This is a genomic window from Algibacter sp. (assembly GCF_029245835.1).
GTDB lineage: Bacteria > Bacteroidota > Bacteroidia > Flavobacteriales > Flavobacteriaceae > Algibacter_B.
The window spans coordinates 41,805-54,676 of the sequence record NZ_JAQWOO010000035.1 but is presented as its reverse complement, the minus strand read 5'-3'; the positions used below and the strand labels follow the sequence as shown (position 1 = coordinate 54,676).

Below are 12,872 nucleotides of genomic sequence, written 5' to 3'. Positions count from 1 at the left end.
TGAGTTTGGCGATATAGAAATCGCTTTGCTCTATTTTAACAACATTATTATTTACTATTAAAACAAAGAGCGTCAAAATAAAACCTAAATGACCAAAAATAAAAAGATCGCCTAAATTGTTTTTAGACGACCTCTTTTTTTTATATTCATAGTTTCTCTTATCTCTAATTTAAAATAGGAGGTACACCTGCTTTTATTAATTTGTTTTCGATTTCTGGTATATCGACTTCAATGAACTTTTTGAGTTTTAATTCCACTCTATTAAAAAGAGTTTTTGCCATTTGAAGACTTTCCATATGCATCGCAGTAGGGCCATAAGTAGTGTTAAAACCACCTTGGGCTACTGATAATCTTGAGGCTATTGATGGAGTATCCTTTTCTCCAATTTCTTTTTTGGATGAATTACCATAAAGTGTACTGTTAAGTATTTGCATCTGCTTTTTTAAGCCACTGATCTCTTTTTCTAAACGACCTGGTTCGCCTTGTGCATAAGCAGCGGCCTTTTCAAAAGCTAATACTTTTTTAGACGCATTATCGTAGGCTTTTATAAATGTTTCATAAGTTAACCTAAAGTCTTTAAGTTCTTCAACGTAAGTATCCATTTTACTTGCCATAGGATTATTTAAAACATTTTCTCTGATTCTTTCAACTTCAAAAGTTTGAGGATCTGATAAAGGATTTATTTGTCCTTTAATATTAGAAAACATGGAGACGGTATAAGTACCTGCCTTAGCAAATTGACTATTCGCATATTCAGAGGGACTGGAATTAATCTTCTCCATATTTAAGGAAGTTCTTAAAGATTTTTTTAAATTCCATGTTACACGGTTAAATCCTTTTCTATAAGGGCCATTAACACGTGTTATAAAGTGTCCATCACTATCTCTTATAACCAAAATTATTGAAGCGCCGTCCTCATTTTTTTCTTCGTCTAAAGCATCCCAACCAGGAAAAGGGATATTCTTATCTTCCTTTTTTAATATCTTTTCTGATTTTTGACGTTTAGATTTTAGGCTTTCAAATTTTTTAGGTAGATAGTATGTAAATGTGGCGCCATAATCTGGATTTTTTGCTGTGAAAAAACTTTCACCCTGACTTGATGTACCTCCACTAACAGGTTTATATTGTAATGCTCTTCTAGGTTTGAATAAAGTTGGGTTCGATAATGTAGATGCGTTCATAGTTCTTAAAGGACTATAATCATCTAGAACATAAAAACCACGACCAAAAGAAGCAGCAACCAAATCGTTTTCACGTTTCTGGATGGCTAAATCTCTAAATGAAATAGTGGGTAGCCCTTCAGAAAATTTAATCCACTTTTCACCTTGATTCATTGAAACATAAATACCATATTCCGTTGCTAAAAACAGTAAATTCGGGTTTATATGATCTTGAACAATACGCCATATCATAGTATCTTCTGGAATACCGTTTGTTATGGGTTTCCATGTTTTTCCACCGTTTTCACTTTTTAATAAATAAGGTTTATAATCGCCATATTTATGGTTGTCTAAAGCTACATATGCTACATTTTTACTATGCAAATCCGCTTTAATATCGTTAACAAAAGCTGTTGAAGGAACCTTTGGTAAGCTCCCAACAAGCACTTTAGTCCAAGATTCTCCACTATTTTTTGTGTATTGAATAATACCATCATCAGTTCCCGCATATAAAATATTTTCGTCTAATGGTGATTCTGATAGTGACGTAATAGTGTTGTAGGTTGACATGGCGTAAACATCCCAAGCGGCATCCCAACTCTTTTGTTTTCCCATAATTGGTAATGTTATACGCTCTTCATTTTTTGTTAAATCTTTAGAAATTGGTGTCCAACTGTCACCGCGATTATCAGATTTCCAAACACGCTGAGAACCAAAATAAATACGTTTTGAATCGTGGCTACTGACTAAGATAGGGGAGTCCCAATTTTGACGTTCGTATGGTTCATCAATACCAGCCTGAGGTCTTATAAAAATGGCTTCACCTGTAGTTCTATCAACTCTATGTAAATTTCCTTGTTGGGATTGCGCATAAACAATATTCGGGTTTCCAGGTTCAGTAGCAGGTTGATGACCATCTCCTCCCAAAAGTACAAACCAGTCAGCATTTTTTATACCAATAGTATTTAATGTTCTTGACGGTCCTCCTTGTGAGTTGTTGTCTTGCGTACCTCCGTAAATATTGTAAAATGGTTCAGCATCATCTACTGCTAATTTGTAAAACTGTGTTGTTGGCAAGTTGCTCACATATTTCCACGATTTGGTATCGTCAAACGATTCATAAATACCACCATCAGTTCCTATTAATAAATAGTTTGGGTCGTTTGCTTTAAAAGTAAGGGAGTGATTATCTGAATGTTTGTTTTTTTCATTCATGGTGTAAAATGTTTTACCACCATCCTCAGAAATTTGTGCACGTACATCCATCAAATATATTTTATCAAAAGCATGAGGCGATGCCACTAATTCTTGGTAGTAGTGCGGTCCAGTTCCGCCAGATACGGTATTAGACATTTTTGTCCAGCTACTTCCTTTATTATCAGAGCGGTAAATAGCGCCTTTTTTTCTATCTAACTCAATGGCGGCATATAAAACATCTGGATTAATGGGTGAAATAGCTAAGCCAATTTTCCCCATATCGCTTTCGGGTAATCCATTTTTAAGTTTTTCCCAAGTGTTACCTCCATCAATACTTTTATATAATGCCGTACCTTCGCCACCACCAACATAAGCGGCAACCGTTCTATGACGTTGCCATGTTGCTGCATACATGGTTTTGTTGTCTCTTGGGTCAATAACAATATCTGTAACACCTGTCCATTTATTACTACTTAAAACAAGTTTCCAAGTATCACCACCATCAGTTGTTTTATATAAACCTCTGTCACCGCCAGAACTCCAAAGCGGACCTTGTGCAGCTACCCAAATTTCTTCTGAGTTTTTCGGGTTAACTATTATTTTCGAAATGTGTTCAGATTTCTTTAAACCCTTATTTTTCCAGCTTTTACCACCATCGTAGCTAACATAAATACCATGACCAATACCAACATGTCGTCCTCCAACATTTTCTCCAGTACCTAGCCAAATTGTGCCAGAGTTATTAGGGTCAAGTGTTAAGCACCCTGTTGAAAAGAAAGATTGGTCATCAGTTAATGGTGTCCAAGTTGTACCCGCATTTACGGTTTTCCAGACACCACTTGAGCCTTCGGCAACATACCAAATATTTTCGTTTTCTGGGTCAATGGCAATATCCGCAACTCTACCAGACATAAAGGCAGGACCTAGGCTTCTGAATTTTAATCCAGTTAATGAAGAATCTTTTTTAGTTTCTGTTTTTTCTTGGGCATCAATTGAAAATAAAAAGCAAAGAGAAATTAAAAATGTAAAAAGTGTTTTTGAATTAGTCATGATTTTTATTTCAAAATTAAGACTTCACGAACCATAAAAATTAAGCTTTAATAAAAAAATAACATTTAGAAGAGAAAACCCCATCAGTTCTAATTTAAACTGATAGGGTTTTGAAGTTGTGGAGTCGGAGAGAATCGAACTCTCGTCCAAACAAGTAATCAAAGAGCTTTCTACACGTTTATTCTATTCTTGATTTTTCGATAATAAGCTGGTTACAGACAACCCACTTATCACTTATCTTCTTTAGTTTCAAAAGGGCATCAAAGCACTGCCCAATCTATATTGACATTTACGATGCCTCAAAATGGAACGCCGTCAATCAAGGCTTTCCGGAGACATAAAGCTTGTACACCTTGTGTACCTAGGCTAATTCTACTATAATTCGAATTATGCAGCTAAAGCGTAGTTATTCTCGCCGTTTAAAATTTGGTCTAGCCTTTTACGTGTTTCAATGCCATTACACGACGTGCTTACCGTTCAATTAATCTCGCTGTCAAAACCAGTCGACCCCGTTTTTTATTAACAAAATAGTAATTATTATTTTGGCGTTACCCTAAAAAGGGTCAGGCTTTCCGCTATATCTTTTTTGCTTTTAATGGCAAAAAAGGATACCGCTTCAATCCTTAACGCGGGCAGCAAAGGTATCAAAAAACTTTGTTTACCACTTCAAATCTATTACTTTTAGTCAAAATTTATACCAAAGTTTATTGGTGTCAGTAAAATTTTAACTTTATGAAATTCGCCATCGTAAAAGAACGCAAAAATCCACCAGACCGTCGTGTGGTTTTTTCACCATTAAAATTAGTAGAAGCTAAAAAACAATTTCCAGAAGCTATTTTTAAAGTGGAATCATCAGATATTAGGGTATTTCCTGATGCAGCTTATAAAGACGCAGGGTTTGAAGTTACAAATGATGTTACTGATTGCGATGTTATGATAGGCGTAAAGGAAGTGCCTATTGATGCACTAATTCCAAATAAAAAATACTTTTTCTTTTCGCATACTATTAAAAAGCAACCCTATAACAGAAAATTATTAAAAGCTATTTTAGAGAATAATATTGAGTTATACGACCATGAAACTATCGTAAACGAGAAAGGATTCAGATTGATTGGATTTGGTAGATACGCAGGGATTGTTGGTGCTTACAACGGATTTCGAGCATGGGGGTTAAAGTATAATTCTTGGAATTTACCAAAAGCAGGGCGATTATCAAACCAAACAGCTTTAATAAACGAGTTAAATAACTTAGAGTTGCCAAATATTAAAATATTACTAACGGGAAGTGGAAAAGTTTCAAATGGTGCACAAGAAATGCTAGATGCTATGCATATAAAAGCAGTTTCGGTTGATGATTATTTGGATAACAGATTTAATGAACCTGTTTACTGTAAAATTGATGTTTTAGATTATAACAAGCGTAAAGACGGAAAAGCGATTGACGATGTATTCGATTTTTTTAATCATCCTGAAGAATACACGTCTAACTTTATGCGGTTTGCCAGAGTAACCGATTATTATATTGCTGGTCATTTTTATGGCGATGGCGCACCCTATTTATATACTAGAAAAGATGTGAAATCTCCAGACTTTAACATTAAAGTAGTTGCAGACATAAGTTGCGATGTTGATGGTCCAGTAGCTACAACATTAAAAGCTTCAACCATTGCAGATCCTATTTATGGTTACAATCCAGAAACTGAAACTGAAATAGACTACAAAGATGAAAATGCCATAACCGTTATGGCAGTTGATAATCTTCCCTGCGAACTTCCACAAGATGCCAGTGAAGGTTTTGGTGAGCAGTTTTTAGAACAGGTTATCCCTGCGTTTTTTGATAATGATAAAAACGGCGTTCTAGAACGCGCAAAAATTACCGAAAATGGAAAATTAACTGATCGGTTTTCATATTTGTATAATTATGTTAAGGGTATTGAATAAATTAAATTTATAATTGTTTCATTATCAAATAAATACATTATATTTATATACTAATCAAAATCAAAATAATTATGAAAATTATGTATTCCATTTTATGTTTAGCCTTATTAATTGTAGGCTGCAAAGCAGAACCAGACAATTCAGCAAATGAATTATTTGCTAAAAATTCAGAAACCGCTTTACAGTCTATGTTAGATTGGGAAAGCGAAACACCAGATTATAGCATTTATGCTGATAACGCTGTGGCTTACAATACCTATTTTGGAGCAGAAAATGATTCTACAATGATTCAAAGCGAAGAAGCCAAAGCGCGAGATAAGTCAATGTTATCAAAGTATGATTTTAAATTGTTGACTAATCCTCCAGTATTTTTACCTGGTGTAAATGCAGATACTAAGTTGCCAGACGGTTCTGTACGTTATTATGGTGCATGGGAAGTGACTTTACCAGCAACAGATTCCACTGAAGCAAAATCTGGAGTTATTAGATTATATGAATCTTTTGACTTTGATACTGATGGTAAAATTGCTGTTCAACAAGGTTACGGAGATTATTCTGGTTTGATGATGTATTTAAATCAATAACGAGCTTAAAAACGTAACACTTTAATATAGCGTTACATAATAAATAAGCTAAAGGTAGTGATTTTATATCACTGCCTTTTTTAATTCTAATAGCTTGTCTACTTGTTTTAATATGAATTATATAGTGTGGGTGTTTAACTATCTAAAACCTCTTTTTGGAGATGATATATATCATTTTGTAATTGTTTAATATCAACGAACTTATAGCATATTTCGTTTAGATTTTAACAATTAAAAAATGTATTATGAATCCACCATTACTGTTAACCGTTCTTTTTTTTCTATTTCTATTATCAGGAATTCGAATTGTTTTTGAATATAAACGTGCTTTAAAATTTAGGTTTGGTAAGTATATTAAAACTTTACAACCAGGATTTAGATGGGTAATTCCTATTATTGAAACGATACAAAAAGTAGATATTCGGGTTATTACAATTAATGTAGTATCTCAAGAAGTAATGACCGAAGATAATGTACCCTGTAGTATTGATGGTGTTGTTTTCTTTAAAATTGTCAATCCTGAAATGGCTGTATTAGAAGTTGAAGAATTTAAATTTGCAATAACCCAATTATCTCAAGCGGCTTTGCGCGATGTTTGTGGTAAAGTGGAGCTAGACACTATTTTATCCAAGCGAGAAGAAATGGGTAAGAATATTAAGAACATTGTAGAAGTAGAGACCAAAGAATGGGGTATTGAAATTAAAGATGTTAAAATAAAAGACATTCAGTTGCCTGAGAATATGAAACGTATGATGGCTAATCAGGCTGAAGCAGAACGTTCAAGACGCGCGCGTATTATTTTAGCCTTGGCTGAAGAGCAGGCTGCTGGTAAGTTATTAGAGGCTGGTAAATTAATAGATCAATCCCCATCAGCTATAAAACTAAGGTTATATCAAACGTTGTCTAATATTGCGGCAGAAAAGAACTCAACGATTTTATTTCCATTTCCTGAAGAGGTGTTGCCAAAGCAGTCTAAAAGTTAAAAAGATATTCACTTATTTAATGGTAAATTTTAAGTTAGATTTTAGTAGATACCCTTTTATTGTCTGGGAGTGATAAAACTATACTAATTGTATCAATAAAAAATGTTAAGAAAACAAACCTTTTCATAAATTTGAAGAAAAGAGTAATAGTGAAGCCTGTAGACGCATATTTTCTTAATCAAGGTGAGCCTTATCAATCTATCATGTTATATGTACGAAGTGTTATTTTAAATACACTCCCAGAAGTACAGGAACGGTATAGCTATAAAATTCCGTTTTATAATATTGGAAAAAAGCCAATGATTTATTTGAATGTTTTAAAAGGTAAAGAATATGTTGATGTAGCTTTTGTGCAAGGTATACTTCTTGAAAAAGATTTTCCAGTTTTAAAAAATGATAATAATAGAAAGCAAGTACGTTCTATACAATTAAAACAGATAGAAGATTTAGACCACGAAAATTTTGTGAAATTATTAAATGTCGCTTTTAAGGAACTTAAAAAAAGTAAAAGGGCCTGGTTTATTTAATTAATTTTTATTTTAATTATGAGAACCATCACAATAAGGCGGATTTTTTGTTTGCTTGCAGGTACAGAGGTAGGCGCTTTTATCTTCTTCTACAGTAAAAACCATAGATGGTGTTGCCTTTGCTGCTCTGTGCGATCCATTACAAAATGGCTGATCTTCACTATGGCCACAAGTACACCAAGCATAGTTTTTATTTTCTTCTAATTCGCATTTAACAGGAGCATCTCCTCCACGAGTATTGTTATCCATAATTTTTATTTTAAGATATTTCGTGAACCAAAATACTATAATTATAGATTATTAATCGTTTTTCTGATGGAAATTAGGTTAGTTAATAACGATTCTAAATTATCTAAATGAAGCATATTAGCACCATCACTTTTTGCATTTGCAGGGTCGAAATGTGTTTCAATAAATAAGCCATCTACATGATTTACAATTCCAGCTCTGGCTATGGTTTCAATCATATCTGGTCTGCCACCTGTAACACCTGCTGATTGATTGGGTTGTTGTAATGAATGTGTGACATCTAAAACAACAGGTGCAAATTTTCGCATGGTTGGAATGCCTCTAAAATCAACAATCATGTCTTGGTAGCCAAACATGGTACCTCTATCTGTAATCCATGCTTTATCACTACCGGCATCTTTTACTTTTTGTACGGCATGTTTCATGGCTTCTGGACTCATAAATTGTCCCTTTTTTAAGTTGACTACTTTGCCCGTTTTTGCAGCAGCAACTACTAAATCAGTTTGGCGTACTAAAAATGCTGGGATTTGTAAAACATCAACATATTCGGCAGCTTTTTGAGCGTCTGAAATTTCATGAATATCTGTTACGGTTGGGACATCAAAAGTTTTAGAAACTTTTTTAAGAATTTTTAGAGCTTTTTCGTCTCCTATTCCTGTGAAACTGTCAATTCTGCTACGGTTTGCTTTTTTGAAACTGCCTTTAAAGATATAAGGAATTTCTAGTTTGTTGGTAATATTTACTACCTTTTCTGCAATACGCATGGCCATGTCTTCACTTTCAATAGCACAAGGGCCACATAATAAAAAGAAATTGTTGGAATTGGTGTGTTTTAATTTAGGAACGTTGTTGAGGTTCATTGACTTAAAAATTTAAGCTGCAAAGTTACGAAAAGGAGTTTTAATGGTTTTAGAAAAAAGTCTTTGATTTTGCTGATATTGAAATGGTAATAGCAGGTAAGCCCGCGTTAGGGATTGCAGTGGAAAGCCCACAGCCCGACGAAGGAGGTGCGAGGACTTGTAACGGAAAGCCCGACCCCTTTAGGGTAACGCCCAAATGTTTTAAAAACTTTTATTTAAGCTGTTTTTTATAATCCATAGTGCCATGATGAAACTGGCAAAAACGAATAGGCCACCATACATCATGAGTTTTTTTATTGGATATGATAGTGATATGATTTGAAGTATATCTGAAAAGAAAGCCAATATTAGGTAGGATGAAACACATACAAACGAAATACCTAATGTTAAATTGAGGTTTTTGTTAGGTTTGATAATTTGCCATAAAAATGGGATTCCAAATAATAAAATAGGGTATGCGGTAATGCCTTCGCTTTTATTAACTATGGTGAACCAATAGGCGGTTATGGCAATAAAATAGAGGTATGGTATGAACTTTGTATACCGAGAGATTAGGGACATGTTTTAAAAATTAAATACGACTAGATTGATGAATTTTTTTTAAATAACGAAAACATTTATTAAAAATTATAATAGCTTTTAATTATAACATTTTTTTAACTAAATAACACGTACATTTGCACGCTTAAAATAAGGCACTATTATGGCTAATATTAAAAACATTGCAATTATTGCACACGTAGATCATGGTAAAACTACTTTGGTTGATAAAATTATGTATCACTGTCAGTTATTTCGTGAAAACGAAAACACGGGTGATTTAATTCTTGATAATAACGATTTAGAGCGGGAACGGGGTATTACTATTACTTCTAAAAACGTTTCTGTAATTTATAAAGACACTAAAATTAATATTATTGATACACCTGGTCACGCCGATTTTGGAGGTGAAGTAGAACGTGTATTAAATATGGCTGATGGTGTTTTATTATTAGTAGATGCTTTTGAAGGCCCAATGCCGCAAACGCGTTTTGTGCTTCAAAAAGCAATTGATTTAGGGTTGAAGCCTTGTGTTGTTATAAATAAGGTGGATAAAGAAAACTGTACGCCTGATGAAGTACATGAAAAGGTTTTCGATTTAATGTTTGAATTAGGTGCTGAGGAATGGCAATTAGATTTCCCTACAGTTTATGGCTCTGCTAAGAACAACTGGATGAGTGATGATTGGCAAAATGAAACGGAAAACATTGAGCCGCTTTTAGATATGGTTATTGAGCATATTCCTGAGCCTAAAATTGAAGAAGGAACAACACAAATGTTAATTACATCTTTAGATTTTTCTTCTTTTACAGGACGAATTGCTATTGGTCGTTTAACACGTGGTGAGCTAAAAGTTGGTCAAAATATTTCTTTAGTAAAAAGAGATGGAAGTATTCAAAAATCTAAAATTAAAGAACTTCATATTTTTGAAGGATTAGGGCGTTTGAAAGTAGAAGAGGTACAAACTGGAGATATATGTGCTATTGTTGGACTTGAAGGGTTTGAAATTGGTGATACGGTTGCTGATTGGGAAACTCCTGAAGGTTTAAAAACAATTGCAATTGATGAGCCAACAATGAGTATGTTATTTACTATTAACGATTCGCCTTTCTTTGGAAAGGATGGTAAATTTGTAACATCTCGACATATTAAAGATAGATTAACTAAGGAATTAGAAAAAAACTTAGCACTTAAAGTTGAAGAAACGGATAGTGCCGATAAGTTTATGGTTTTTGGTCGTGGTGTATTACACTTATCAGTTTTAATTGAAACCATGCGTCGTGAGGGCTACGAATTACAAATTGGACAACCGCAAGTTATCATTAAAGAAATTGATGGTGTAAAATGTGAACCAGTTGAAGAAATGACTATCGATTTACCTGAAACTGTTTCTGGTAAAGCCATTGAGATGGTAACCATGCGTAAAGGTGAAATGCTAAGTATGGAAGCTAAAGGCGATAGAATGGTTTGTGAATTTATAGTACCATCTAGAGGTATTATTGGTTTGCGTAACCAATTATTAACGGCTACCGCTGGTGAGGCTATTATGGCACACCGTTTTAAAGAATATCAACCATTAAAAGGGGGTATTCCTGAGCGTCAAAATGGATCTTTAGTATCTATGGAGAAAGGACAAGCTATACCTTATTCTATTGATAAACTACAAGATAGAGGTAAGTTTTTTGTTGACCCAGGTGAAGATATTTATGAAGGTCAAGTTATTGGAGAAAATTCTCGTGGTGATGATATGACGGTTAATGTTACAAAAACTAAAAAGTTGAGTAACGTACGTTCTTCTGGGGCTGATGATAAAGCAAAAATTGTTCCTGCAATTAAATTCTCATTAGAAGAAGCTTTAGAATATATTCAAAAAGATGAGTATGTTGAGGTAACTCCAAACTTTTTACGTTTACGTAAAATCTATTTAACAGAAGTAGATCGTAAACGATATAAATCAATATAACATTGGAATTCTTAGGGATTTCGTGGGTAGAATGGATTGGTTATGTAGCTATGGCAACCGTTTTAATCTCATTTTTAATGAAATCTGTAACTAAATTACGAATAGTAAATGCCTTTGGGTGTTTACTATTTGTATCTTATGGGTTTATGCTTCAACCCATATCCAAACCTATAATTATAACCAATATTGCAATTTTATGTATTAATATACTCTACATTTTAAAGCGGCAGAATTAATTTTATAAATATAAATTTTCATGTTATAATCACTTACCTTTTGGTAAAGTAAAATATTTAAACGTAAAATGATTTTGTATATTTGAATACTACATAATATTCTAGAAGAATAATATGTAGTTTACAGCGTTTATAAGGCATAAACTTATGTTTAGAAATTTAATTATCATGGAAATTATATATTAATTGAAAAAATTAATAGACTATATAAATAATAAGGTTTTAGTAAAAATAGTTTCATTACAAACCGCATCAGTACTAACCAGAATAATAGCTGGAATATTAACATCAAAGGCTATTGCCGTTTTTATTGGGGCTGAGGGTTTAGCATTGATAGGTAATCTACGAAACTTTGTTGGTTCTTTTCAAACGGTTTCTACGTTAGGTTTTTATAAAGGTGCCGTTAAATATGTTGCAGAATTTAAGGAAAACAGTATAGAATTAAGTAAAACGCTTTCTACGATATACTATGCGGGTTTTGTTTCTACAATTATAGTTTCTTTTTTTTGTTATTTCAATGCAGAGTGGATTAACAACATTATATTTCCTACGTATAATGATTACGCAAATGTTATTAGAGTTTTTGCCATAGTACTCCCTTTTTATGCTTTAAATATGTTTTCATTTTCTATAATGAATGGATTTTCGAAGTATAAGATTTTAATCATTATTAATATTATAGGACAGATATTAAGTGTTTCTATTGCATTACTTTTAATTTATCAAAACAAGATTGATGGTGCTTTAATTTCTGTTGTTATCGCAGAATCCTTGATATTTTTAATCACTTTAGTTGCTATAACAAATAGAAAAAGTTTAGTGTCAACGATTAAGGCTAGTAGGGTTAGCTATAGCGTATTAAAAAGTCTAAGCCCTTATTCTTTAATGGCGCTTTTTACGGCTGTCTTTTTGCCATTTGTTGCTATTGCAATTAGGTCTTATATTATTGAAAATATTGGTTATAAAGATGCTGGTTTTTGGGAAGCTATGACGCGGATATCTAGCTACTATTTAATGTTAGTTAGCTCGTTACTAGCTTTATATCTTTTACCAAGGTTTTCAGAAATAAATGATACTAAAGCGTTTAGGAAAGAAGTTTTAAGTTTTTATAAAACTATAATACCTATTTTGGCAGTTGGCTTACTTATTATCTATTTATTGAAGCATTATATAGTATTAGCAATCTTTTCAAAAGAATTTGAACCTGTTGAAGATTTATTTTTATTTCAATTGTTAGGCGATTTTATAAAAATATTATCTATTGTAATTGCTTATCAGTTTTTAGCTAAAAAAATGTTTTGGCACTATATTTTAACTGAAGCCTTCTTAGTCATTATCTTATATACCACTAGTGTTTATTTTATTGATTTATTTGATCATGTTAAAGGTGCAGTAGTTGCTCATTTTGTAAGTTACATGATGTACTATGGTATTATTTTACTAATTTTTGGAAGCTCTCTTTTTGGTCTAGAAAAAGAAAATAATAAATTGTCTTAGTTGTTTTTATTTGAATTGGAAATATTTGGACCTTGTTTAAGCTGTGAAAAATTAATTTTAACTACTTTTGTGATAAAATAAAATT

11 protein-coding genes and 1 other RNA gene are annotated in these 12,872 nt (G+C 32.8%); 7 read left to right on the top strand and 5 right to left on the bottom strand.

What is annotated here, in order from left to right:
- Positions 1-164: 164 nt before the first annotated feature.
- Entirely contained in the window at positions 165-3,407 is a 3,243-nt protein-coding gene (locus P8K68_RS06195) for an exo-alpha-sialidase (protein ID WP_300248819.1), read from the bottom strand.
- A gap of 116 nt (positions 3,408-3,523) precedes the next feature.
- Positions 3,524-3,918: a transfer-messenger RNA gene (gene ssrA / locus P8K68_RS06190) on the bottom strand.
- A 221-nt stretch (positions 3,919-4,139) separates the two neighbouring features.
- Between ssrA and P8K68_RS06185 the strand changes: the two genes are divergently transcribed.
- The 4 genes from P8K68_RS06185 (at position 4,140) to P8K68_RS06170 (ending at position 7,442) form a co-directional block, all read left to right on the top strand.
- Positions 4,140-5,348: an NAD(P)-dependent oxidoreductase gene (locus P8K68_RS06185; protein WP_300248818.1), complete on the top strand. Its 1,209-nt coding sequence runs from the start codon at positions 4,140-4,142 to the stop codon at positions 5,346-5,348.
- Between the two features lie 71 nt (positions 5,349-5,419).
- The gene (locus P8K68_RS06180; protein ID WP_300248817.1) at positions 5,420-5,932 is read left to right on the top strand and encodes a hypothetical protein; all 513 of its coding nucleotides are present in this window, start codon (positions 5,420-5,422) and stop codon (positions 5,930-5,932) included.
- A gap of 245 nt (positions 5,933-6,177) precedes the next feature.
- Entirely contained in the window at positions 6,178-6,915 is a 738-nt protein-coding gene (locus P8K68_RS06175; protein ID WP_300248816.1) for a slipin family protein, read from the top strand.
- A gap of 131 nt (positions 6,916-7,046) precedes the next feature.
- On the top strand, positions 7,047-7,442 hold the full coding sequence (locus P8K68_RS06170) for a DUF1801 domain-containing protein (RefSeq protein ID WP_300248815.1): 396 nt from the start codon (positions 7,047-7,049) through the stop codon (positions 7,440-7,442).
- 12 nt (positions 7,443-7,454) lie between these two features.
- Here the strand turns inward: P8K68_RS06170 and P8K68_RS06165 are convergent, their stop codons facing one another.
- From P8K68_RS06165 to P8K68_RS06155, 3 genes are all read right to left on the bottom strand, one after another.
- Positions 7,455-7,691 carry a CDGSH iron-sulfur domain-containing protein gene (locus P8K68_RS06165; protein ID WP_300248814.1) on the bottom strand — a complete coding sequence of 79 codons (237 nt, stop codon included), beginning with the start codon at positions 7,689-7,691 and terminating at the stop codon, positions 7,455-7,457.
- Between the two features lie 41 nt (positions 7,692-7,732).
- Positions 7,733-8,551, bottom strand: a complete 819-nt coding sequence (kdsA, locus tag P8K68_RS06160; RefSeq protein WP_300248813.1) for a 3-deoxy-8-phosphooctulonate synthase — start codon at positions 8,549-8,551, stop codon at positions 7,733-7,735.
- A gap of 201 nt (positions 8,552-8,752) precedes the next feature.
- On the bottom strand, positions 8,753-9,112 hold the full coding sequence (locus P8K68_RS06155; RefSeq protein WP_300248812.1) for a hypothetical protein: 360 nt from the start codon (positions 9,110-9,112) through the stop codon (positions 8,753-8,755).
- Positions 9,113-9,254: 142 nt separating this feature from the next.
- Between P8K68_RS06155 and typA the strand changes: the two genes are divergently transcribed.
- From typA to P8K68_RS06140, 3 genes are all read left to right on the top strand, one after another.
- Positions 9,255-11,054, top strand: coding sequence for a translational GTPase TypA (gene typA / locus P8K68_RS06150; RefSeq protein ID WP_300248811.1), 1,800 nt, complete (start codon positions 9,255-9,257; stop codon positions 11,052-11,054).
- 2 nt (positions 11,055-11,056) lie between these two features.
- Positions 11,057-11,290, top strand: a complete 234-nt coding sequence (locus P8K68_RS06145) for a uroporphyrinogen decarboxylase (RefSeq protein ID WP_300248810.1) — start codon at positions 11,057-11,059, stop codon at positions 11,288-11,290.
- Between the two features lie 186 nt (positions 11,291-11,476).
- Complete coding sequence (locus tag P8K68_RS06140; RefSeq protein WP_300248809.1) at positions 11,477-12,787, top strand: O-antigen translocase; 1,311 nt, start codon at positions 11,477-11,479, stop codon at positions 12,785-12,787.
- Positions 12,788-12,872 lie beyond the last annotated feature (85 nt).